Genomic DNA, 22,375 nt, shown 5'->3' with positions numbered 1-22,375 from the left:
ATGGCTGCTCGCTGACCAGAAGCTTAGGCGGTCAAGTCGGGTTCGGCGGGGATGGCGACGGGATGAACGATGGGCTCGAGGGGAAGTGAGCAGGTAAGGGCGAACTGGCGAGCGCATTCGGGCGTCGTGGGCCTTGGTGCGAACTTCAGTGTGGAGCCGGGTTACCTAATTACGCTTCCGTCCCTCGGGACAACTTCGTTCCAGTCGGCAACCTCGTCAAACACACCTTGTGGGCGGTACAGACACGAATCGGCTCGCGGGGTAGGGTGCGAACAGCGACTCGAAAGCCCTTGCCAGGGCCTCTGATTAGCGGGAGCGAGGCCATCATGCCTTTGCTTTTTTGGCTCGTCAAACGTTTTGTAGTGCTTTTTTTCAAGCACTACATCTTTGGTCTAATACGACTAATCAGTCAGTTTTTGGTGCTTTAGTCCAAGGTGTCGACTTTCACCCGCAAAGTCATGTCATCCCGGCCTTGAGTCGAGTAGCTGCGGATCAGGCCCTGTTTGTCGGCCTGAGTCTGACGATTCACGCCGGCCAGGGTGATCCACTCGCCCAGTCGGCCGCTGACAGTTGTGTCGGTACTTTGCACGTTCACTACATCGGGACGTTCCTGGCTCATCCGGTCACGGTTGGTACTGATAGCCAGGTGAACGATGTTGCCGGTGACGCTGGCGGTGACGTAGAAACCCTGGGTGACATTGCGGTATTCGGTCTGGCTGCGCAGGTCGCCATAGCCGTCAGTCTGAGTGCTGGTAAGCGGCACGCTTTGGCCGACCTGGATTAGCGCCGGTGCGCCTTCGCTGGCCTGAATCTGCTGGATACCGCCTTCACGGCTGTCGGTGCTGCGATTGATGATGCGGGTTTGATTCGGTGCGGCACCGTTGACCGAGTAGCCCTGATCGCCCTGAAAGTTGTTTTCGTTGGTGTCGACGGTGATCAGTAAGCGTTTGGGGGCGGTGTCGAGTTGCGCGAGGAAGGTCTTGAGTTCATCGATCTTGTCGGGCTCGGCGTTGACGATCAGCTGGTTGCCGTAGGCGCTGACCTTGCCGTCCTTGCCGATGAAGTTCTGCGCTACTGGCAGCAGGTCGGCGCTGGTGCGGTAATTCAGGGGCACGATCTCGGTGGCGGCCATGACCGAAAAACTGCAGGTCAGCAGCAGCGTGGTGAGCAGGGTGCGTAGGGACATGTCCGTTTCTCCGCAAATCAAAGGTTTGATATTGCCAGTTTGTCGGCCCGGCGTGGTGCGAGTTGAATCACAGACAGCAAAACGCCCCGGCATCCGAGAATGGCGGGGCGTTTTGTGGTGTTCTTGATGGCTTTTGTGGCGAGGGAGCTTGCTCCCGCTGGGGCGCGAAGCGGCCCCAAAATTATCAGGGCTGCTGCGCAGCCCAACGGGGGTAAGCCCCCTCGCCACAGGGAATCAAGTCGAGTGACGCACCATGTCCACATGCGGAATCCCGGCTTCCAGGAATTCCTCACTGACCATGCTGAAACCCAGGCGTTCATAGAACGCCGTGGCCTGCACTTGCGCGCTCAGCATCTGCTGCTTCAGCCCGCGCTTCTCGGCTTCACCGATCACCGCTTGCATCAGCGCATCGCCAACCTTCATGCCGCGCCAGTCTTTGAGCACCGACACCCGGCCGATGTGGCCATCGGGCAACAGGCGGGCGGTGCCGATCGGAAAGTCGCCTTCGAAGGCCAGGAAGTGCACCGCCGTGGCGTCATCGGCATCCCATTCCAGTTCAGGAGGAACGGATTGCTCGGCGACGAATACCGCTTCACGAATGCGCCGGATCTCGGCGTTGTCCTTTTGCCAGTCTGCGACACGTACGTGAATCTTATTCATCGGCAAACCCCAGGCTGCCCTGCTTGACCAGTTCACACAGCAGGCCACGGCCGTCTTCGTCGCTCAGCCATGAGCCGAGGTTATCGACATGTAGGGCGTCGGCGGCGCAGATCATTTTCAGCAGCTCGCGCAGCTTGCCCGGCAGGTAACGACTCTGGCCGCTGGCGAACAGCAGCAGGTCGTCGTCGACTTCCGACCAGGCCAAGCGCGCACTCGGGTTGCGGATCAGCACGGCACCTTCTTCGAGAGCGCTGAGGAAGTCTTGCTCTTCGACTTCTTCCGGGCCGACCACCAGTTCCGGGTAGCGCGGCTCGGTCATGAACTGGCCGAACCAGGTCAGCAGCAGGCGCTCGTCGCTCATGTGCTCGGCCAGCAGGCTTTTGAGGCGATCAAGGGCATCGTGCTGGATCTGATGAGGATCGACCGCCGGCAGGGCGTCGGCGTCGGTGTAGCGCTCTTCGTCCGACAGGAACTGGCTGAGGAAGTCGGTGAAGTGGGTCAGCACTTCAGCGGCGCTCGGGGCGCGGAAACCGACCGAGTAGGTCATGCAGTCGTCGACAGCCACGCCACAGTGAGCCAGGCGCGGCGGCAGGTAGAGCATGTCGCCCGGTTCCAGTACCCACTCATCGGTGGCTTCGAATTCGGCGAGGATGCGCAGGTCCGCGTGCTGCAGCAGCGGGCTCTCGGTATCGCACATCTGGCCGATTTTCCAGTTGCGCTTGCCGTGGCCTTGCAGCAGGAACACGTCGTAGTTATCGAAGTGCGGACCGACGCTACCGCCTGGGGCGGCGAAGCTGATCATCACGTCGTCGACGCGCCAGCTCGGCAGGAAGCGGAAGTTTTCCAGCAGTTCTGCGACTTCCGGCACGAATTGGTCGACGGCTTGCACCAGCAGGGTCCATTCGCGTTCCGGCAGTTTGCTGAATTCGTCTTCGGCGAACGGGCCGCGGCGCAATTCCCAAGGGCGCTCACCGTGCTCGATCACCAGGCGCGATTCGACTTCTTCTTCCAGCGCCAGGCCGGCGAGTTCGTCGGCGTCGATCGGGCTTTCGAAATCAGGAATCGCCTGACGGATCAGCAGGGGTTTTTTCTGCCAGTAGTCGCGCAGGAATTCCCGTGCCGTGATGCCGCCCAGAAGTTGAAGAGGAATGTCAGGATTCATGTGTAACCTATTGAAAAAATGCACTTTTCAGACGGGAATAAAAACGCCCGGCGGCGCCGGGCGTCTCAAACGGGTAGAGCGGTCGATCAGATGCGTTTGGCTTGTGCTACAGCGTTGCCGATGTAGTTGGCCGGGGTGAGCAGTTTCAGCTCAGCCTTGGCGGCGGCTGGCATGTCCAGGCCGTCGATGAAAGTTTGCAGTGCTTCAGGGCTGATGCCCTTGCCCCGCGTCAGCTCTTTGAGCTTCTCGTACGGGTTTTCGATGTTGTAGCGACGCATCACGGTCTGGATCGGCTCGGCCAATACTTCCCAGCAAGCGTCCAGGTCGGCGGCAATCTTTTGCTCGTTGAGCTCCAGTTTGCTGATGCCTTTGAGGCTGGCTTCGTACGCGATCACGCTGTGGGCGAAGCCGACACCGAGGTTGCGCAGTACGGTGGAGTCGGTCAAGTCGCGCTGCCAGCGGGAGATTGGCAGTTTGCTCGCCAGGTGCTGGAACAGTGCGTTGGCGATGCCCAGGTTGCCTTCGGAGTTTTCGAAGTCGATCGGGTTGACCTTGTGCGGCATGGTCGACGAACCGATTTCGCCAGCGATGGTGCGCTGTTTGAAATAACCCAGGGAGATGTAGCCCCAGATGTCGCGGTCGAAGTCGATCAGGATGGTGTTGAAGCGCGCGATCGCGTCGAACAGCTCGGCGATGTAGTCGTGCGGTTCGATCTGCGTGGTGTACGGGTTGAAGCCCAGGCCCAGCTCGTCTTCGATGAAGGCGCGGGCGTTGGCTTCCCAGTCGATCTCAGGGTAGGCCGACAGGTGAGCGTTGTAGTTGCCGACGGCGCCGTTGATCTTGCCCAGCAGCGGAACGGCGGCGACTTGGGCGATTTGACGCTCCAGGCGGTAAACCACGTTCGCCAGCTCTTTGCCCAGGGTGGTCGGCGATGCCGGTTGACCGTGGGTGCGCGACAGCATCGGCACTTCAGCGAAACGGAGGGCCAGTTCGCGGATGGCGTTGGCGGTCTGGCGCATCAGCGGCAGTATCACGTCATCACGGCCTTCACGCAGCATCAGGGCGTGGGACAGGTTGTTGATGTCCTCGCTGGTGCAGGCAAAGTGGATGAACTCGCTGACCTTGGCCAGCTCCGGCAGCTTGGCCGCCTGCTCTTTGAGCAGGTATTCAATGGCTTTGACGTCGTGGTTGGTGGTGCGCTCGATCTCTTTGACACGCTCGGCGTGCTCCAGAGAGAAGTTTTCCGCCAGGGTGTTCAACACCGCGTTGGCTTCGGCGGAGAACGCCGGCACTTCGCTGATGGCAGGGTGAGCGGCCAGGCGCTGGAGCCAGCGCACTTCAACCAGAACGCGAGCACGGATCAGGCCGTATTCGCTGAAAATAGGGCGCAGGGCCTGGGTTTTGCCGGCGTAGCGGCCGTCAACAGGGGAAACCGCAGTGAGCGAAGAGAGCTGCATGGGGTGTTCTCGGACAGTCGGGCAACGAAATGGGGCGCGTATCATACATGAAAAAAATCCGCCGGTCCGTTGCCAACTGACCGGCGTATTACGCGTTACTGACTACAAAACGGTATTGCGGGCGCGGTTCAGCTGCTGCGCATCAGCGGGTAAAGCTCTTTAAGCAACTTGCGTCGGCTGATCACCAACTGCCAGCGATGACCGCCCAACTGCCGCCACAGGCGTGCCGAACGAATCCCGGCCAGCAACAGTGCGCGGATTTTCGAGGCATTGCTCGGTTGCTGCAGGTTGCGCATGTCGCCATGCACCTGAATCCGTTGGCGCAAGGTGCTCAGGGTGTCCTGGTACAGCGCACCGCAAGCGGCGATCACGTTTTCGTGGGCCGGGCCAAAGTGTTCGACCTGGGACTGAATCTGCGGCAGGCGTTTGCCGATCACGTCCAGCATGTCATTGCGCTTGGCCAATTGGCGCTCCAGTCCCAGCATCGCCAGGGCGTAGCGCAGCGGTTCGCGCTGAAGGGTGCTGGGATCGCGTTCCAGGGCGCCGATCAATGCGCGATAGCCTTCGCGCAAATTGATGTCGTCGCCGCCGTACACTTCCAGAGTGTCCTTGGGGTCGCGAATCAACAGGCTGCCGAGCATGCAAGTCAGGCCGGCTTCGTTGGTCTGGCCGGTCTTGGCGATTTTGTCGACCAGCACGGCGGCGAGAAACACGCCGCCCAGGGCCGTCAGTTGCTCCTGAGTCGGGCTCATGAACGCTGGCCCTTGCTGGTCCAGGGTTCGGCCACTTCGATCACGCCGCCGCCGAGGCAGATTTCACCGTCGTAGAACACCACGGATTGGCCCGGAGTGACCGCGCGTTGCGGGTCATCAAAGGTGGCGCGGTAGCCGGTGGCGGTCTTTTCCAGGGTGCAAGGCTGGTCGCTCTGGCGATAACGCACCTTGGCGGTCAGCCTGCGCGGCTCGGTCAAGTCGATCGGGTTGACCCAATAGATGTCCGAGGCGAGCAGGGCGCGGGAGAACAGCTGCGGGTGGGCATTGCCCTGGCCAACGATCAGCTCGTTGTGTTCCAGATCCTTGATCAATACGTACCACGGTTCTTCACCGGCGTCTTTCAGGCCGCCGATGCCCAGGCCCTGGCGCTGGCCGATGGTGTGATACATCAGGCCATGGTGGCGGCCGATGACTTCACCGTCGGTGGTCTTGATCTCGCCGGGTTGGGCCGGCAGGTATTGCTTGAGGAAATCGCTGAAGCGACGTTCGCCGATAAAGCAGATTCCGGTGGAGTCCTTTTTCTTCGCGGTGGCCAGGTCGTGTTTCTCGGCAATCGCGCGGACTTCGGGTTTTTCCAGCTCGCCGACCGGGAACAGGGTCTTGGCGATCTGTTCGCCGCCGACGGCGTGCAGGAAGTAGCTCTGGTCCTTGTTCGGATCCAGGCCCTTGAGCAATTCGGTGCGACCATCGATGTCGCGGCGACGCACGTAGTGGCCGGTGGCGATCAGGTCGGCGCCGAGCATCATGGCGTAGTCGAGGAACGCCTTGAACTTGATCTCGCGGTTGCACAGGATGTCCGGGTTCGGCGTGCGGCCGGCCTTGTATTCGGCCAGGAAGTGCTCGAACACGTTGTCCCAGTACTCGGCGGCGAAGTTGGCGGTGTGCAGCTTGATGCCAATCTTGTCGCAAACGGCCTGCGCGTCCGCCAGGTCATCCATGGCGGTGCAGTATTCCGTTCCATCGTCTTCTTCCCAGTTCTTCATGAACAGGCCTTCCACCTCATAGCCCTGCTCGATCAGCAGGAGAGCGGAAACGGAAGAGTCCACGCCGCCGGACATACCGACAATGACGCGCTTCTTTTGTGTGGCAGAAGGGGCTGGATCACGCATAGGGATTTAATGAGTGTCTTGAAAAAGGACGCGATTCTAGCAGGCTCAAGCCTGCAAGGCTAAAGAGAAGGGCGGATCAGCTCGAGGCTGAAGTGTTTACCGTCCAGATAATCATCGATGCAGCGGATGATCAGCTCACTGCGCCAGTTTGCGCGCTGTTGCAGCAGTTCGTCACGCGTCAGCCATTTTGCGCCGACAATACCGTCGTCCAATTGATAGTCGGGATGGTGTTTCAGCGCTTTGGCGGTGAAGCAGACGCGTTGATAGGTCACTCCGTTGCTCGGGGCGGTGTAGAGGTAAATGCCTATTATGCCGGTTGGCTCGACGTCCCAGCCGGTTTCTTCGAGGGTTTCGCGTACGGCGGCCTCGATCAGGGTTTCGTCCGGGTCCAGATGACCGGCGGGCTGATTGAGCACCGTTCGTCCGTGTTTGGATTCTTCGACCATCAGGAAGCGACCGTTGTCTTCGACGATGGTGGCGACGGTGATGTGGGGTAGCCAATCCATGAAATGTCCTCGATGTTGAATTTGAAGCGCTTTCCCTGTGGGGGGGCGGTGTTCACATTTGAATGCTGTCAACGCTGAAAGCACAAACCCCGGCGCATGGCCGGGGTTTGTGATGTTCCCTTACAACCTTAAACCAACGCAGCAATCGCAGCGTTGAAGGTTGCGCTCGGGCGCATGGCCTTGCTGATCAGCTCGGCATTGGCGTGGTAGTAACCGCCGATGTCCACTGGCTTGCCCTGAACGGCGTTGAGCTCGGCAACGATGGTTGCTTCGTTCGCGGTCAGGGTTTTGGCCAGTTCGCCAAATTGCGCTTGCAGTGCAGCGTCTTCGGTCTGGGCGGCCAGGGCTTGAGCCCAGTACAGTGCCAGGTAGAAGTGGCTGCCGCGGTTGTCGATGTTGCCGACTTTGCGCGATGGCGACTTGTTGTTGTCCAGGAACTGGCCAGTGGCCTGATCCAGGGTCTTGGCCAGCACCAGCGCTTTAGGGTTGTTGTACGTCACACCCAGATGCTCAAGGGAGGCGGCCAGGGCCAGGAACTCGCCCAGGGAATCCCAGCGCAGGAAGTTTTCTTCCAGCAGCTGTTGAACGTGCTTCGGTGCCGAACCGCCAGCGCCGGTTTCGAACAGACCGCCGCCATTCATCAGCGGAACGATCGACAGCATCTTGGCGCTGGTGCCCAGTTCCATGATCGGGAACAGGTCAGTCAGGTAGTCGCGCAATACGTTGCCGGTCACCGAAATGGTGTCGAGGCCGGAGCGAGTGCGCTCCAGGGTGAACTTCATCGCGTCGACTGGCGACATGATGCGGATGTCCAGGCCGGAAGTGTCGTGATCCTTCAGGTAGGCCTGAACTTTCTCGATCACTACGCCGTCGTGGGCGCGCATTGGGTCCAGCCAGAAAATCGCTGGAGTGCTGCTTGCGCGAGCACGGTTGACGGCCAGTTTGACCCAGTCCTGGATCGGCGCGTCTTTGGTCTGGCACATGCGGAAGATGTCGCCGGCTTCAACCGACTGTTCCAGCAGCAGGGTGCCTTTGCTGTCGGTGACACGAACAACGCCGTTGGCCTTGATCTGGAACGTCTTGTCGTGCGAGCCGTACTCTTCGGCTTTTTTCGCCATCAGGCCAACGTTCGGCACGCTGCCCATGGTGGTCGGATCGAAGGCGCCGTTTGCCTTGCAGTCTTCGATCACCGCCTGGTAGATGGTGGCGTAGCAGCGATCCGGGATCACCGCCTTGGTGTCGTGCAGCTGGCCGTCGGTGCCCCACATCTTGCCAGAGTCACGGATCATCGCCGGCATCGAGGCGTCGACGATGACGTCGCTCGGCACGTGCAGGTTGGTGATGCCTTTGTCGGAGTTGACCATGGCCAACGATGGACGAACGGCATAAACCGCCTGGATGTCCGCTTCGATTTGCGCTTGCTGCTCCGCAGGCAAGGCCTTGATGCGGGCGTACAGGTCGCCGATGCCGTTGTTCAGGTTGAAGCCGATCTGCGCCAGCACGTCAGCGTGCTTGGCCAGTGCGTCTTTATAGAACTCGGCAACGATCTGGCCGAACATGATCGGGTCGGAGACCTTCATCATGGTGGCTTTGAGGTGAACCGACAGCAGCACGCCTTTGGCCTTGGCGTCTTCGATCTCGGCTGCGATGAAGCTGCGCAGCGCGTTTTTGCTCATGACCGCGCAATCGAGGATCTCACCGGCTTGTACGGTGGTTTTTTCTTTCAGGACGGTGGTGGTGCCGTCTTGAGCGATCAGTTCGATTTTAACGGCGTCAGCGGCGTCGATCAGGGCAGCTTTTTCGCTGCCGTAGAAATCGCCGGTGCTCATGTGGGCTACGTGGGACTTGGAGTCCTTGGCCCAGGCGCCCATTTTGTGCGGGTGCTTGCGCGCATAGTTCTTGACAGACAGCGGTGCACGACGATCGGAGTTGCCTTCGCGCAGAACCGGGTTTACGGCGCTGCCCTTGATCTTGTCGTAGCGGGCCTTGGCTTCTTTGTCGGCGTCGCTGGTCACGGTTTCCGGGTAGTCCGGCAGCGCATAGCCCTGGGCTTGCAACTCTTTGATCGCGGCCTGCAGTTGCGGAACCGAAGCGCTGATGTTCGGCAGCTTGATGATGTTGGCTTCAGGTGTAACGGCCAGGTCGCCCAGTTCGGCGAGGTGGTCGGCTACCGCTTTGTCACCCAATTGCTCGGGGAAGCTGGCCAGGATGCGCCCTGCAAGAGAGATATCGCGGGTTTCAACGGCGATATCAGCGGAGGCGGTGAAGGCCTCTACGATAGGCAACAGTGAATAGGTGGCGAGGGCTGGGGCTTCGTCGGTGAAGGTATAGATGATCTTCGAGCGGGTGGGCATATTCGGATTAACTCTCTCTTCTTTGCTAAAGCGTGCATAGAAACTCGAGGGGCGCCGGGTAAGCGCGTTCGTTCAAAGTCATCCATGAGCCGAATGTCGAGGTTTCTTTGCGGTGATGTTGGGTGCATCGGTCGAGCGTCAAGCGGGTGGACTGCGGTAACAATCCTGCTTTTCCGGGCCCAGAGTCTCGGCTACATTTCCAGTGGCAGAGAGGTCGGCCGTCGTGACTCTGTGGTCAGCGGCGGCATTATACATAGGTAGCTGGCAATCTGCCGATGGTTCATATGCAACGATTCTCGTCCATTGGTCTAAAGGTCGCAGGCAGGCGTGGGGAGTAGCCTTGTATGGTGTGCTTGAGTTTGGCGCTTTTCCCTTTACTTTCAGGCTTGTACGTCACGAACTGTGCAGCTTCGCGGCAGATGGACGGAACATAGGGTTTGCGCGCCGATTCAACTGGGGTACGCTCGGACGAAGCCAGATGTTCAATCCAAACAATGGAGTTCAGCATGGGATACAAGAAGATTCAGGTTCCAGCCGTCGGCGAAAAAATCACCGTCAACGCGGACCATTCTCTCAATGTTCCTAACAACCCGATCATTCCCTTCATTGAAGGCGATGGTATTGGCGTTGATATCAGCCCGGTCATGATCAAGGTTGTCGATGCTGCTGTTAAGAAGGCCTACGGCGGCGAGCGCAAAATTTCCTGGATGGAAGTCTACGCCGGGGAGAAAGCGACTCAGGTTTACGATCAGGACACCTGGCTGCCTCAGGAAACCCTGGACGCGGTCAAGGACTACGTGGTTTCCATCAAGGGCCCTCTGACCACGCCGGTCGGCGGTGGCATCCGTTCCCTGAACGTGGCGCTGCGCCAGCAACTCGACCTGTATGTGTGCCTGCGCCCGGTGCGCTGGTTTGAAGGCGTGCCGAGCCCGGTCAAGAAGCCAGGCGACGTCGACATGACCATCTTCCGCGAAAACTCGGAAGACATTTATGCCGGTATCGAATGGAAGGCCGGTTCGCCGGAGGCGACCAAGGTCATCAAGTTCCTTAAAGAAGAAATGGGCGTCACCAAGATCCGTTTCGACCAGAATTGCGGTATCGGCGTCAAGCCGGTTTCCCTGGAAGGCACCAAGCGTCTGGCGCGCAAGGCCCTTCAGTATGTGGTCGACAATGACCGCGACTCGCTGACTATCGTGCACAAAGGCAACATCATGAAGTTCACCGAAGGTGCCTTCAAGGAATGGGCCTACGAAGTGGCTGCCGAAGAATTCGGCGCGACCCTGCTCGACGGCGGTCCGTGGATGCAGTTCAAAAACCCGAAAACCGGCAAGAACGTCATCGTCAAGGACGCCATCGCCGACGCCATGCTTCAGCAGATCCTGCTGCGTCCGGCCGAGTACGATGTGATCGCCACCCTGAACCTCAATGGTGACTACCTCTCCGATGCCCTGGCGGCAGAAGTGGGCGGTATCGGTATTGCGCCGGGTGCGAACCTGTCCGACACCGTGGCCATGTTCGAAGCCACCCACGGTACCGCGCCGAAGTACGCCGGCAAGGACCAGGTCAACCCGGGCTCGCTCATCCTGTCCGCAGAGATGATGCTGCGTCACATGGGCTGGACCGAAGCGGCCGACTTGATCATCAAGGGCACCAATGGCGCGATTTCCGCTAAAACCGTGACCTATGACTTCGAACGCCTGATGGATGGCGCGAAGCTGGTATCGTCTTCCGGGTTTGGCGATGCGCTCATCTCGCATATGTAAGCGGCACATGTAAGCGAATCAGCACAAAAAAACCGCCTTCGGGCGGTTTTTTATGACTGGATGGCAAGTTGTGTCAGCTCGACACTGTTTCTGGCTTGATGGCAGGTGCGGTCTGTCCGTTCAGGGAGGTCGCAGATGTGATCTTTACGGCATGCAACCCTTTGGGGCCCTGAACGATCTCGAAACTAACGATTTGCCCGGCCTTGAGGGTCTTGTATCCCTCCATCTCAATGGCTGAGTAGTGGGCAAAGAAATCGATATCCTTGCCATCCTCGTCGCGACCTTCTCTGGCGTCGGTGTTAATGAAACCGAACCCCTTGGCATTGTTGAACCATTTCACCTTACCGACAGCCATACTCATATCCCTCTGCAACAGACTCCATCACTGGAGTATCATCCAGTTAATCCGCAGTCTAATCTTGTAAATAGATTGACTCCGCGGACCTTTTTTACCCACTGTGGGCTCTATTGGTTGTAACACCGTTTTCCCGATAGTCAAGGTGACCGGGCAGTCGGAGTTGAAATCGCTGATGGCCGCCCCCACCACTGTATTTGCACAACTGACGAACCTTTCTTTCCATGCATGCAATCAGCCAGATTCGACTAACATTCAATCAGGATCGCCCTGATTTACACGACGACGATTCCGCAGGCATTGCTGTTCAGGAGGCTAAGCCTGCTTTACAGGCGCCGCCTATGTACAAGGTGGTTTTGTTCAACGATGACTACACACCGATGGATTTCGTCGTCGAAGTGCTCGAGGTGTTTTTTAACCTGAATCGCGAGCTGGCGACCAAGGTCATGCTGGCCGTTCATACAGAAGGACGGGCAGTATGTGGAGTGTTTACCCGCGACATCGCCGAGACCAAGGCCATGCAGGTCAACCAGTACGCCAGGGAAAGCCAGCATCCGCTACTCTGTGAAATCGAGAAGGACGGTTAATCGCCGACCACTTGGGTATGAGGTGAAGCTATGTTAAACCGCGAGCTCGAAGTCACCCTCAATCTAGCCTTCAAGGAGGCTCGTTCGAAGCGTCATGAATTCATGACCGTCGAACACCTGCTGCTGGCCCTATTGGATAATGAGGCTGCCGCTACCGTTTTGCGTGCCTGCGGCGCAAACCTCGACAAACTCAAGCATGACCTGCAGGAGTTCATCGACTCCACCACGCCATTGATCCCCTTGCATGACGAGGATCGTGAAACCCAGCCAACCCTGGGCTTCCAGCGTGTACTGCAACGTGCTGTCTTTCACGTACAGAGCTCGGGCAAACGCGAAGTGACTGGCGCCAACGTGCTGGTCGCGATCTTCAGTGAGCAAGAGAGTCAGGCAGTGTTTCTGCTGAAACAGCAGAGCGTTGCGCGCATCGATGTCGTCAACTACATCGCCCATGGCATTTCCAAAGTGCCAGGGCATGGCGATCACTCTGAAGGTGAACAAGATATGCAGGACGACGAGGGCGGTGAGTCTTCTTCTTCAGGCAATCCTCTGGATGCTTATGCCAGCAACCTCAACGAACTCGCGCGTCAGGGTCGTATCGATCCATTGGTGGGCCGTGAGCTCGAAGTCGAGCGCGTCGCGCAGATCCTGGCGCGTCGTCGCAAAAACAATCCGCTGCTGGTGGGCGAGGCGGGCGTGGGTAAAACCGCGATTGCCGAAGGCCTGGCCAAACGCATTGTCGACAACCAGGTGCCGGACCTGCTGGCCAACAGCGTGGTGTATTCCCTCGATCTGGGGGCCTTGCTGGCCGGAACCAAATACCGCGGCGATTTCGAGAAGCGCTTCAAGGCGTTGCTCAATGAGCTGAAAAAACGTCCGCAGGCGATCCTGTTCATCGACGAGATCCACACCATCATCGGTGCGGGCGCTGCGTCCGGTGGCGTCATGGATGCCTCGAACCTGCTCAAGCCATTGTTGTCTTCGGGCGATATTCGCTGCATCGGTTCGACCACGTTCCAGGAATTCCGCGGGATCTTCGAGAAGGACCGTGCCTTGGCCCGGCGCTTCCAGAAGGTCGATGTGTCGGAGCCTTCGGTGGAAGACACCATCGGTATCCTGCGTGGCCTGAAAGGGCGTTTCGAGCTCCATCACAACATTGAATACAGTGATGAAGCCCTGCGCGCCGCTGCCGAACTGGCATCGCGTTACATCAATGACCGGCACATGCCGGACAAGGCCATCGACGTCATCGACGAGGCGGGCGCCTATCAGCGTCTGCAGCCAGTCGAGAAACGCGTGAAGCGCATCGAAGTGCCTCAGGTCGAGGACATCGTTGCGAAAATCGCGCGAATTCCGCCAAAGCACGTCACCAGCTCCGACAAAGAGCTGCTGCGTAACCTTGAGCGTGACCTGAAGCTCACGGTATTCGGCCAGGATGCGGCGATCGACTCACTGTCGACCGCGATCAAGCTGTCCCGTGCCGGCCTCAAGTCGCCTGACAAGCCTGTCGGTTCGTTCCTGTTCGCAGGCCCGACCGGCGTCGGTAAAACCGAAGCTGCGCGTCAGTTGGCCAAGGCGTTGGGGGTCGAGCTGGTTCGCTTCGACATGTCCGAGTACATGGAGCGCCACACCGTATCGCGTCTGATCGGTGCGCCTCCAGGCTATGTCGGGTTCGACCAGGGCGGTCTGCTGACCGAAGCCATCACCAAGCAGCCTCACTGTGTATTGTTGCTCGATGAAATCGAGAAGGCGCATCCGGAAGTCTTCAACCTGCTGTTGCAGGTCATGGACCACGGTACGCTGACCGATAACAACGGGCGCAAGGCAGATTTCCGTAACGTGATCGTCATCATGACGACCAACGCCGGTGCCGAGACTGCAGCGCGTGCTTCGATCGGCTTCACCTATCAGGACCACTCGTCCGATGCGATGGAAGTGATCAAGAAGAGCTTCACGCCGGAATTCCGCAACCGTCTGGACACCATTATCCAGTTTGGTCGCCTCAGCCATGAGGTTATCAAAAGCGTGGTGGACAAGTTCCTTACCGAGCTTCAGGCGCAGCTGGAAGACAAGCGTGTGCTGCTGGAAGTCACCGACGCTGCTCGCAGCTGGCTGGCGGCCGGTGGTTACGACGTGACCATGGGTGCTCGACCAATGGCGCGCTTGATTCAGGACAAGATCAAGCGTCCGCTGGCGGAGGAGATTCTCTTTGGCGAACTGGCCGAACATGGCGGTGTGGTGCACATCGACATCAAGGACGGCGAGCTGACCTTCGAGTTCGAGACCACGGCTGAAATGGCCTGACGTTAACCGCAACAAAGCCAAAAGGCGCCGAAAGGCGCCTTTTTGCTGCCTGCCATGATCGTTCCCGCGCAGAGCGTGGAAACGATCCGCACACAAAAACGCCCGGCATAGCCGGGCGTTTTGTATTGACTTGATTAGCGAGCGCGGTAGGTGATGCGCCCTTTGCTCAAGTCATAGGGCGTCAGCTCGACGCGCACTTTGTCGCCGGTAAGAATACGAATGTAGTTCTTGCGCATCTTGCCGGAGATATGCGCGGTTACGACGTGCCCATTTTCCAACTCCACACGAAACATGGTGTTGGGCAGGGTGTCGACGACAGTGCCTTCCATTTCGAAGCTGTCTTCTTTCGACATGCAGTAAAGCCCTCGGTGTCCAATGAATGGCCCGGTGCAACTGCGCCAGGCAAAAGCGGCGTGCATTGTGCCCGAAAAGTGGGGTTTAAGCCAAGGGGTTCTAGTTCAGGATGACCCAACGTTGATTAATCAGCAGTTCGATAGGGCGATATTGGGTCTTGTAGCTCATTTTTTTGCAGTTTTTGATCCAGTAGCCGAGATAGACCGCTTCCAGCCCCAGGCGCCCGGCTTCGGCAATCTGCCAGAGAATCGCGTAACGCCCAAGGCTGCGACGTTCCTCGCCAGGCTCGTAGAAGGTGTACACCGCTGACAGGCCATTGGGCAGCAAGTCGGTGACGGCTACCGCCACCAGTCGGCCTTCGAGACGAAATTCGTAGAAGCGGGAGAACGGCAGGTCACGCACCAGGAAGGTCGAGAACTGATCGCGACTCGGCGGATACATATCGCCGTCGGCGTGGCGCTGTTCGATGTAGCGCTGATAGAGGTCGAAATACTCCTCGCTGAACGTTGGTCGGGCCGGGCGTACCTGCAGGTCGGCATTGCGTTTGAGAATGCGTTTCTGCTGGCGGTTGGGGGTAAATTGCGCTACAGGAATGCGCGCCGGTACGCATGCATTGCAATTCTGGCAATGGGGCCGGTAGAGATGATCGCCACTGCGACGAAAGCCCATTTCCGACAGATCTGCGTAGACATGCACATCCATGGGCTGACTGGGATCGAGGAACAGCGTAGTGGCCTGCTCCTCGGGCAGATAACTGCAAGAGTGGGGCTGAGTGGCATAGAACTTCAAACGCGCCAACTCGGTCATGATCAACCCTCGGGATAAACTTTTGATAAGGGGACTTTTTCATTTCGTCTCCCCGCATTAAGTGTAAGCCACACGGGCCAATGTCGCTCAGCAAACCCAGGTGGCGCGACCGGGTTGATCCAGGTGCCGGGCAAGGTAGCCGGCAAACTCGGTGCGGGGAATCGCTCGGGCGCCCAGGCTATGCAGATGATCGGTAGGCATCTGGCAATCGATCAGCACAAAACCTGAGTCTTTCAGATGTCGCACCAGCGTGGCAAAGCCATATTTGGAGGCGTTGTCGGCGCGGCTGAACATCGACTCACCGAAAAACAGCTGTCCCATGGCCAGGCCGTAGAGCCCGCCGACCAGCACGCCATCGTCCCAGACCTCCACCGAATGGGCGTAGCCGCGCCTGTGCAGTTCGACGTAGGCGTCCTGCATCGCTTGGGTGATCCAGGTGCCATCGGCGTACTCGCGCGGCGCGGCGCAGGCGCTGATGACCGCGGCAAAATCCCGATCGAAGGTCACTTGATAGCGTTGTTGGCGCAGCAGTTTATTCAGGCTGCGAGAGACATGCAGTTCGTCGGGAAACAGCACCGTGCGCGGATCCGGTGACCACCAGAGAATCGGTTGGCCTTCCGAGAACCACGGAAAGCAGCCATGGCGATACGCCTGAATCAGGCGGTCGGCGGACAGATCGCCGCCTGCGGCCAGCAGTCCGTTGGGGTCGCGCATGGCTTTTTCCAGCGGCGGAAAAGTCAGGGTATTGCGTTGTAACCAAGTCAGCATGGGATCCGGGCTTGCAGAAGGGGAGGGCGGTGGCGGGCGATAAACCCGCCAGATAGAAGGTTAACCGTCAAACGCCGGGAATGTCATCGAGATACTTCTCGGCATCCAGCGCAGCCATGCAACCGGCTCCGGCAGAGGTCACTGCCTGGCGGTAAACGTGGTCGGCCACGTCGCCGGCGGCGAATACACCCTGGGTGGCGGTGGCGGTGGCGTCGCCTTCGCTGCCGCCCTTGACCAGCAGGTAGCCGTTGCGCATCTGCAGCTGGCCCTGGAACAGGTCGGTGTTGGGTTTGTGGCCGATGGCGATGAACACGCCGGCCAGCGACAGTTCAGCGGTTTCGCCGGTATGGCTGTGACGCAGGCGGGCGCCGGTCACGCCGCTGGCGTCACCGAGTATTTCGTCCAGGTTCTGGTTCCAGTGCAGGCGGATATTGCCGTTGGCGGCTTTTTCGAAGAGCTTGTCCTGCAGGATCTTCTCCGAACGCAGTTTGTCGCGACGGTGAATCAGATGAACCTCCTTGGCGATGTTCGACAGGTACAGGGCTTCTTCCACCGCGGTGTTGCCGCCGCCGACCACTGCGACCACCTGGTTGCGATAGAAGAAACCATCGCAGGTGGCGCAGGCCGAAACCCCTTTGCCGGCAAAGGCTTCTTCCGATGGCAGCCCCAGGTATTGGGCCGAAGCGCCGGTGGCGATAATCAGCGCATCGCAGGTGTAGGTGCCGCTGTCGCCGATGAGCTCGAACGGGCGCTGTTGCAACTTGGCGGTATGGATGTGGTCGTAAACGATCTCGGTGTCGAAGCGTTCGGCGTGTTTCTGCATGCGTTCCATCAGCACCGGGCCAGTCAGGCCTTCGACGTCGCCGGGCCAGTTGTCGACTTCGACGGTAGTGGTCAGCTGGCCACCGGCCTGTATGCCGGTAATGACAACGGGTTTGAGGTTGGCGCGAGCGGCATAAACGGCTGCGCTGTAACCGGCAGGGCCGGAACCCAGAATGATCAGGCGGGAATGCTTCGCTTCACTCATAAAAACACCTCATAAGCCTTTGTCACAAAAGAGAATGCATGCTCAAATTGGACTGCGCGTATTGTGCTGTTGGCTATGCTGGAGCCAAGGGTCTCAAGCATGGCATTGGGCGAACAAACCCGTACAATGCCCGCTTGTAACAGTGTTTGTATCAAAAAAGCGCTGCGTGCCGTATTTCGAAAAGCCGGGGCACAGTGTTAAAAGTAGTCCCGGTTGGGACTGTTAACTTTTTTACCTGCCTGGATTGGGCAGTTTTTATAGTCATTCAACAGATGGACGCGCCAAGGGCGCAGGAAAAGAAGCGTTTTGAAGAAATCCACCGCAGCACCTAAAACAGTCGTTCCGCTCTGGCGCCAGCAATTGCACTACCGGCTCAAGGAAGGTGCATTGATCGCCATCGGCGCCTTGTGCCTGTTCCTGATGATGGCCTTGTTGACCTATGGCAAGGACGATCCGGGCTGGAGCCATAACAGCAAGATCGACGACGTACAGAACTTCGGCGGGCCTGCCGGCTCTTACAGCGCCGACATCCTGTTCATGGTCCTGGGTTACTTCGCCTACATTTTCCCGCTATTGCTGGCGATCAAGGCCTATCAGATCTTCCGTCAGCGCCACGAGCCATGGCAGTGGAGCGGCTGGCTGTTTTCCTGGCGCCTGATCGGCCTGGTGTTTCTGGTGCTGTCGGGCGCGGCGCTGGCCCATATCCATTTCCATGCGGCGACCGGTCTGCCGGCCGGCGCCGGCGGCGCTTTGGGTGAAAGCCTCGGCGACCTGGCGAAGAATGCGCTGAACATTCAGGGCAGCACGCTGTTGTTCATTGCGCTGTTCCTGTTCGGCCTGACGGTATTCACCGACCTGTCGTGGTTCAAGGTGATGGACGTCACCGGCAAGATCACCCTCGATTTGTTCGAATTGTTTCAGGGCGCGGCCAATCGCTGGTGGGCAGCCCGTACCGAACGCAAGCAACTGGTCGCCCAGCTGCGTGAGGTCGACGATCGCGTGCATGACGTGGTTGCGCCGACGGTCACCGATAAACGTGAGCAGGCCAAGGTCAAGGAACGCCTGATCGAGCGCGAGCAGGCCCTAAGCAAGCACATGTCCGAGCGTGAAAAGCAGGTGCCGCCGGTGATTGCTCCCGCACCGCCGAAGCCGGCCGCTCCGAGCAAGCGCGTGGAAAAAGAGAAACAAGCGCCGTTGTTCGTCGACAGCGCCGTGGAAGGCACCTTGCCGCCGATTTCGATTCTCGACCCGGCGGAAAAGAAACAACTCAATTATTCGCCTGAATCCCTGGCGGCCGTCGGCCACTTGCTGGAAATCAAGCTCAAGGAATTTGGCGTCGAAGTCTCGGTGGATTCGATCCACCCGGGCCCGGTCATTACCCGTTACGAAATCCAGCCTGCCGCCGGGGTGAAAGTCAGCCGCATTGCCAACCTGGCGAAAGACCTGGCCCGTTCCCTGGCCGTGACCAGTGTGCGCGTGGTGGAAGTGATTCCGGGCAAGACCACGGTCGGTATCGAGATCCCTAACGAAGACCGGCAGATCGTGCGGTTCTCCGAAGTCTTGTCGACCCCCGAGTACGATAACTTCAAGTCCCCGGTCACCTTGGCCCTGGGTCACGACATCGGCGGCAAACCGGTCATCACTGACCTGGCGAAAATGCCCCACTTGCTGGTGGCCGGTACGACCGGTTCCGGTAAGTCGGTGGGTGTGAACGCGATGATCCTGTCGATTCTGTTCAAGTCGGGCCCTGAAGACGCCAAGCTGATCATGATCGACCCGAAAATGCTTGAGCTGTCGATCTACGAAGGCATCCCGCACCTGCTGTGCCCAGTGGTCACCGACATGAAGGACGCCGCCAACGCCTTGCGCTGGAGCGTCGCCGAGATGGAACGGCGCTACAAACTGATGGCGAAGATGGGCGTGCGTAACCTGTCGGGCTTCAACGCCAAGGTCAAGGAAGCCCAGGACGCCGGCGAGCCGTTGAGCGATCCGCTGTACAAGCGCGAAAGCATCCACGATGAGGCACCGCTGCTGCAGAAGCTGCCGACCATCGTCGTGGTGGTCGACGAATTCGCCGACATGATGATGATCGTCGGCAAGAAGGTTGAAGAGCTGATCGCGCGTATCGCGCAGAAGGCGCGTGCGGCGGGTATCCACTTGATCCTCGCGACCCAGCGTCCGTCGGTGGATGTGATCACCGGTCTGATCAAGGCGAACATCCCGACCCGTATGGCGTTCCAGGTATCGAGCAAGATCGATTCGCGGACCATCATCGACCAGGGCGGCGCCGAACAACTGCTGGGCCACGGTGATATGTTGTACATGCCGCCGGGCACCAGCCTGCCGATTCGTGTTCACGGCGCATTCGTGTCCGATGACGAGGTGCACCGGGTGGTTGAAGCCTGGAAGTTGCGCGGCGCGCCGGAATACAACGATGACATCCTCGCCGGTGTCGAAGAGGCTGGTAGCGGCTTTGAAAACGGCGGCGGTGGCGGTGAAGATGATGCCGAAACCGACGCGCTCTACGACGAAGCGGTGCAGTTCGTCCTGGAAAGCCGTCGCGCATCCATCTCCGCGGTTCAGCGCAAGCTGAAAATCGGCTACAACCGCGCGGCGCGCATGATCGAAGCCATGGAGATGGCCGGGGTCGTAACGTCCATGAACACCAACGGTTCGCGTGAAGTCCTGGCCCCTGGCCCGGTGCGCGACTGATCCGGTATTGAAAGGGGCGGCGTCTTGAGGCGCCGCCCGCACTCCCACGAATGTTTATGAGGACTCCCATGCGTCTTATCCGCATGCTGTTGCTGCCGGTACTGGCTCTGACCACGCTTTCGGCCCACGCCGACGACAAGGACGTGGCGCGTCTGACTCAACTGCTGGAAAAATCCCAGACCCTGACCGCGCGCTTCTCCCAGCTGACCCTCGACGGCAGCGGCACCCAGTTACAAGAAACTGCGGGTGAAATGTCCTTGCAGCGCCCGGGCCTGTTCTACTGGCACACCAACGCGCCGGCCGAGCAAACCATGGTCTCGGACGGTAAGAAAGTGACCCTGTGGGACCCGGATCTGGAACAGGCCACCATCAAGACTCTTGATCAGCGTCTGACCCAGACCCCGGCGTTGTTGCTGTCCGGTGACGTGTCCAAGATCAGCCAGAGCTTTGACATCAGCGCCAAGGAAGCCGGCGGCGTGATCGACTTCACCCTGAAGCCGAAAACCAAGGACACCCTGTTCGACAGCCTGCGCCTGTCGTTCCGCAATGGTCTGGTCAATGATATGCAGATGATCGACAGCGTCGGCCAGCGCACCAATATCCTGTTCACCGGTGTGAAGGCCAACGAGCCGATCCCGGCCTCCAAGTTCAAGTTCGACATCCCCAAGGGTGCCGATGTGATCCAGGAGTAAACCTGTAGAAGCGGGCTTGTGTGGCGAGGGGGCTGCTCTTGTCACAGGGTGTTCGCCAAACTTGAGAATTGACTCGAGGTTTTAAAAGTACGTGATGGACCTGTTTCGCAGTGCCCCGATTGCTCAGCCCTTGGCCGCCCGTTTGCGTGCGGCCAATCTGGACGAGTACGTCGGTCAGGAACACGTGCTCGCTCGCGGCAAACCTTTGCGCGAAGCCTTGGAGCAGGGCGCCCTGCACTCGATGATTTTCTGGGGGCCACCGGGCGTGGGTAAAACCACCCTGGCGCGGCTGCTGGCGGAAGTCTCCGATGCGCATTTCGAAACGGTTTCGGCGGTACTGGCCGGCGTAAAGGAAATCCGCCAAGCGGTGGAAGTCGCCAAGCAGCAGGCCGGGCAGTACGGTAAGCGCACCATCCTGTTCGTCGACGAAGTGCATCGCTTCAACAAGTCCCAGCAGGATGCGTTCCTGCCATACGTTGAAGATGGCACGCTGATTTTCATCGGCGCGACCACGGAAAACCCCTCGTTTGAACTCAACAACGCGCTGCTGTCCCGGGCGCGCGTCTATGTACTCAAAAGCCTCGACGAAGCCGCCCTGCGCAAGCTGGTGCATCGCGCGCTGACCGAAGAGCGTGGGCTGGGCAAGCGGCAACTGACCCTCAGCGACGAGGGCTTCCAGATGCTGCTGTCCGCCGCCGATGGCGATGGCCGGCGTCTGCTCAACCTGTTGGAAAATGCCTCGGACCTGGCCGAAGACCACAGCGAAATCGGCGTCGACCTGCTGCAAAGCCTGCTCGGCGACACCCGTCGACGTTTCGACAAGGGCGGCGAAGCCTTCTACGACCAGATATCCGCGCTGCATAAATCGGTACGCGGTTCCAACCCTGATGGCGCGCTGTACTGGTTCGCGCGAATGATCGACGGCGGCTGCGACCCGCTGTACCTGGCCCGGCGCGTGGTGCGCATGGCCAGCGAAGACATCGGCAACGCCGACCCTCGCGCCTTGAGCCTGTGCCTGGCGGCGTGGGAAGTGCAGGAGCGCCTCGGCAGCCCCGAAGGCGAATTGGCGGTGGCCCAGGCCATTACCTATCTGGCTTGCGCGCCGAAAAGCAACGCGGTGTACATGGGCTTCAAGGCCGCGATGCGCAGCGCTACCGAACACGGTTCGCTGGAGGTGCCGCTGCACCTGCGCAATGCGCCGACCAAGTTGATGAAGCAATTGGGCTATGGCGATGAATATCGTTACGCCCACGATGAACCGGATGCCTACGCCGCTGGCGAAGATTACTTCCCGGACGAGTTGGAGCCACAACGGTTCTATCAACCCGTGCCCCGCGGCCTGGAGCTGAAGATCGGCGAAAAGCTCAACCACCTCGCGCAGCTTGACCGTCTAAGCCCCCGACAGCGGAGAAAATAGTGATTCCCTTGATTGTTGCGGTTTCTGTCGGTGGTGTCGCCGGCACGCTGTTGCGCTTCGCCACCGGTAACTGGATCAACGCGAATTGGCCGCGGCACTTCTATACCGCGACGCTGGCCGTTAATATCGTGGGCTGTTTGCTGATCGGCGTTCTATACGGCCTGTTTTTGATTCGCCCGGAGGTATCGTTTGCGGTACGCGCCGGGTTGATCGTTGGCTTCCTCGGGGGGCTGACGACTTTTTCATCCTTTTCACTGGATACGGTGCGCCTGCTGGAAACCGGGCAAGTGCCGCTGGCCTTGGGCTATGCGGCCATCAGCGTATTCGGCGGGCTGCTCGCCACCTGGGCTGGCCTGTCCTTGACCAAACTTTGATAACGAGAAAC

20 protein-coding genes are annotated in these 22,375 nt (G+C 59.3%); 7 read left to right on the top strand and 13 right to left on the bottom strand.

Translation table 11 applies throughout. The annotated features are described in order from the left end of the window. Positions 1-424: 424 nt before the first annotated feature. The 8 genes from F475_RS12965 to F475_RS12925 all read right to left on the bottom strand — a co-directional run bounded on the left by F475_RS12965 (position 425) and on the right by F475_RS12925 (position 9,207). Entirely contained in the window at positions 425-1,186 is a 762-nt protein-coding gene (locus F475_RS12965; RefSeq protein ID WP_111454061.1) for a secretin N-terminal domain-containing protein, read from the bottom strand. A gap of 234 nt (positions 1,187-1,420) precedes the next feature. Beyond that, positions 1,421-1,846 carry a GNAT family N-acetyltransferase gene (locus F475_RS12955; RefSeq protein ID WP_019580080.1) on the bottom strand — a complete coding sequence of 142 codons (426 nt, stop codon included), beginning with the start codon at positions 1,844-1,846 and terminating at the stop codon, positions 1,421-1,423. Beyond that, a complete protein-coding gene (locus F475_RS12950; protein WP_018925517.1) occupies positions 1,839-3,008 on the bottom strand; it encodes a cupin domain-containing protein in 1,170 nt (389 codons plus the stop codon). The genes F475_RS12955 and F475_RS12950 overlap by 8 nt, the downstream gene beginning before the upstream one ends. A gap of 86 nt (positions 3,009-3,094) precedes the next feature. Further along, positions 3,095-4,465, bottom strand: coding sequence for an adenylosuccinate lyase (purB, locus tag F475_RS12945; RefSeq protein ID WP_111454060.1), 1,371 nt, complete (start codon positions 4,463-4,465; stop codon positions 3,095-3,097). 128 nt (positions 4,466-4,593) lie between these two features. Further along, positions 4,594-5,217, bottom strand: a complete 624-nt coding sequence (hflD, locus tag F475_RS12940) for a high frequency lysogenization protein HflD (protein ID WP_007940860.1) — start codon at positions 5,215-5,217, stop codon at positions 4,594-4,596. Beyond that, complete coding sequence (gene mnmA / locus F475_RS12935; RefSeq protein ID WP_111454059.1) at positions 5,214-6,347, bottom strand: tRNA 2-thiouridine(34) synthase MnmA; 1,134 nt, start codon at positions 6,345-6,347, stop codon at positions 5,214-5,216. The genes hflD and mnmA overlap by 4 nt, the downstream gene beginning before the upstream one ends. A gap of 59 nt (positions 6,348-6,406) precedes the next feature. Beyond that, the gene (locus F475_RS12930; RefSeq protein ID WP_111454058.1) at positions 6,407-6,853 is read right to left on the bottom strand and encodes an NUDIX hydrolase; all 447 of its coding nucleotides are present in this window, start codon (positions 6,851-6,853) and stop codon (positions 6,407-6,409) included. Positions 6,854-6,981: 128 nt separating this feature from the next. After that, positions 6,982-9,207, bottom strand: coding sequence for an NADP-dependent isocitrate dehydrogenase (locus tag F475_RS12925; protein WP_018925521.1), 2,226 nt, complete (start codon positions 9,205-9,207; stop codon positions 6,982-6,984). A 506-nt stretch (positions 9,208-9,713) separates the two neighbouring features. Between F475_RS12925 and icd the strand changes: the two genes are divergently transcribed. Beyond that, positions 9,714-10,970, top strand: a complete 1,257-nt coding sequence (gene icd, locus F475_RS12915) for an NADP-dependent isocitrate dehydrogenase (RefSeq protein ID WP_018925522.1) — start codon at positions 9,714-9,716, stop codon at positions 10,968-10,970. A 73-nt stretch (positions 10,971-11,043) separates the two neighbouring features. Here the strand turns inward: icd and F475_RS12910 are convergent, their stop codons facing one another. Further along, positions 11,044-11,325 (bottom strand): cold shock domain-containing protein, encoded by a 282-nt coding sequence (locus F475_RS12910; protein WP_111454171.1) that lies wholly within the window; start codon positions 11,323-11,325, stop codon positions 11,044-11,046. A 224-nt stretch (positions 11,326-11,549) separates the two neighbouring features. Here F475_RS12910 and clpS point away from each other — a divergent pair, with 224 nt between their 5' ends. Together clpS and clpA are read left to right on the top strand one after the other, a co-directional pair. Further along, the gene (gene clpS, locus F475_RS12905) at positions 11,550-11,912 is read left to right on the top strand and encodes an ATP-dependent Clp protease adapter ClpS (protein ID WP_015094394.1); all 363 of its coding nucleotides are present in this window, start codon (positions 11,550-11,552) and stop codon (positions 11,910-11,912) included. A gap of 30 nt (positions 11,913-11,942) precedes the next feature. After that, positions 11,943-14,213: an ATP-dependent Clp protease ATP-binding subunit ClpA gene (gene clpA, locus F475_RS12900; protein ID WP_018925524.1), complete on the top strand. Its 2,271-nt coding sequence runs from the start codon at positions 11,943-11,945 to the stop codon at positions 14,211-14,213. Positions 14,214-14,347: 134 nt separating this feature from the next. On the opposite strand, the gene infA is transcribed toward clpA, so the two are convergent. From infA to trxB, 4 genes are all read right to left on the bottom strand, one after another. Continuing rightward, positions 14,348-14,566, bottom strand: coding sequence for a translation initiation factor IF-1 (gene infA, locus F475_RS12895; protein ID WP_002553999.1), 219 nt, complete (start codon positions 14,564-14,566; stop codon positions 14,348-14,350). A gap of 100 nt (positions 14,567-14,666) precedes the next feature. Further along, on the bottom strand, positions 14,667-15,374 hold the full coding sequence (locus F475_RS12890) for an arginyltransferase (RefSeq protein ID WP_018925525.1): 708 nt from the start codon (positions 15,372-15,374) through the stop codon (positions 14,667-14,669). Between the two features lie 87 nt (positions 15,375-15,461). After that, entirely contained in the window at positions 15,462-16,142 is a 681-nt protein-coding gene (gene aat, locus F475_RS12885) for a leucyl/phenylalanyl-tRNA--protein transferase (protein ID WP_018925526.1), read from the bottom strand. A 67-nt stretch (positions 16,143-16,209) separates the two neighbouring features. Continuing rightward, the gene (gene trxB, locus F475_RS12880; RefSeq protein ID WP_111454057.1) at positions 16,210-17,169 is read right to left on the bottom strand and encodes a thioredoxin-disulfide reductase; all 960 of its coding nucleotides are present in this window, start codon (positions 17,167-17,169) and stop codon (positions 16,210-16,212) included. A gap of 306 nt (positions 17,170-17,475) precedes the next feature. Here trxB and F475_RS12875 point away from each other — a divergent pair, with 306 nt between their 5' ends. The 4 genes from F475_RS12875 (at position 17,476) to crcB (ending at position 22,364) form a co-directional block, all read left to right on the top strand. Next, positions 17,476-19,881, top strand: a complete 2,406-nt coding sequence (locus F475_RS12875) for a DNA translocase FtsK (protein ID WP_019580089.1) — start codon at positions 17,476-17,478, stop codon at positions 19,879-19,881. A 68-nt stretch (positions 19,882-19,949) separates the two neighbouring features. Then, positions 19,950-20,573 carry an outer membrane lipoprotein chaperone LolA gene (gene lolA, locus F475_RS12870; protein ID WP_018925528.1) on the top strand — a complete coding sequence of 208 codons (624 nt, stop codon included), beginning with the start codon at positions 19,950-19,952 and terminating at the stop codon, positions 20,571-20,573. A gap of 94 nt (positions 20,574-20,667) precedes the next feature. Further along, positions 20,668-21,990, top strand: coding sequence for a replication-associated recombination protein A (locus F475_RS12865; protein WP_007941126.1), 1,323 nt, complete (start codon positions 20,668-20,670; stop codon positions 21,988-21,990). Continuing rightward, complete coding sequence (crcB, locus tag F475_RS12860; RefSeq protein WP_007941127.1) at positions 21,990-22,364, top strand: fluoride efflux transporter CrcB; 375 nt, start codon at positions 21,990-21,992, stop codon at positions 22,362-22,364. Before F475_RS12865 ends, crcB begins: the two co-directional genes overlap by 1 nt. Positions 22,365-22,375: the final 11 nt, after the last annotated feature.

The organism is Pseudomonas sp. URMO17WK12:I6, from assembly GCF_003253625.1.
Taxonomy (GTDB): domain Bacteria; phylum Pseudomonadota; class Gammaproteobacteria; order Pseudomonadales; family Pseudomonadaceae; genus Aquipseudomonas.
This window is presented reverse-complemented; position numbering and strand designations above follow the sequence as displayed.

Excerpts from the sequence above, each read along its gene's own strand:
- F475_RS12965 (WP_111454061.1), bottom strand. The coding sequence starts at position 1,186 with ATGTCCCTACGCACCCTGCTCACCACGCTGCTGCTGACCTGCAGTTTT.
- F475_RS12955 (WP_019580080.1), bottom strand. The coding sequence starts at position 1,846 with ATGAATAAGATTCACGTACGTGTCGCAGACTGGCAAAAGGACAACGCC.
- F475_RS12950 (WP_018925517.1), bottom strand. The coding sequence starts at position 3,008 with ATGAATCCTGACATTCCTCTTCAACTTCTGGGCGGCATCACGGCACGG.
- purB (WP_111454060.1), bottom strand. The coding sequence starts at position 4,465 with ATGCAGCTCTCTTCGCTCACTGCGGTTTCCCCTGTTGACGGCCGCTAC.
- hflD (WP_007940860.1), bottom strand. The coding sequence starts at position 5,217 with ATGAGCCCGACTCAGGAGCAACTGACGGCCCTGGGCGGCGTGTTTCTC.
- mnmA (WP_111454059.1), bottom strand. The coding sequence starts at position 6,347 with ATGCGTGATCCAGCCCCTTCTGCCACACAAAAGAAGCGCGTCATTGTC.
- F475_RS12930 (WP_111454058.1), bottom strand. The coding sequence starts at position 6,853 with ATGGATTGGCTACCCCACATCACCGTCGCCACCATCGTCGAAGACAAC.
- F475_RS12925 (WP_018925521.1), bottom strand. The coding sequence starts at position 9,207 with ATGCCCACCCGCTCGAAGATCATCTATACCTTCACCGACGAAGCCCCA.
- icd (WP_018925522.1), top strand. The coding sequence starts at position 9,714 with ATGGGATACAAGAAGATTCAGGTTCCAGCCGTCGGCGAAAAAATCACC.
- F475_RS12910 (WP_111454171.1), bottom strand. The coding sequence starts at position 11,325 with ATGGCTGTCGGTAAGGTGAAATGGTTCAACAATGCCAAGGGGTTCGGT.
- clpS (WP_015094394.1), top strand. The coding sequence starts at position 11,550 with ATGCATGCAATCAGCCAGATTCGACTAACATTCAATCAGGATCGCCCT.
- clpA (WP_018925524.1), top strand. The coding sequence starts at position 11,943 with ATGTTAAACCGCGAGCTCGAAGTCACCCTCAATCTAGCCTTCAAGGAG.
- infA (WP_002553999.1), bottom strand. The coding sequence starts at position 14,566 with ATGTCGAAAGAAGACAGCTTCGAAATGGAAGGCACTGTCGTCGACACC.
- F475_RS12890 (WP_018925525.1), bottom strand. The coding sequence starts at position 15,374 with ATGACCGAGTTGGCGCGTTTGAAGTTCTATGCCACTCAGCCCCACTCT.
- aat (WP_018925526.1), bottom strand. The coding sequence starts at position 16,142 with ATGCTGACTTGGTTACAACGCAATACCCTGACTTTTCCGCCGCTGGAA.
- trxB (WP_111454057.1), bottom strand. The coding sequence starts at position 17,169 with ATGAGTGAAGCGAAGCATTCCCGCCTGATCATTCTGGGTTCCGGCCCT.
- lolA (WP_018925528.1), top strand. The coding sequence starts at position 19,950 with ATGCGTCTTATCCGCATGCTGTTGCTGCCGGTACTGGCTCTGACCACG.
- F475_RS12865 (WP_007941126.1), top strand. The coding sequence starts at position 20,668 with ATGGACCTGTTTCGCAGTGCCCCGATTGCTCAGCCCTTGGCCGCCCGT.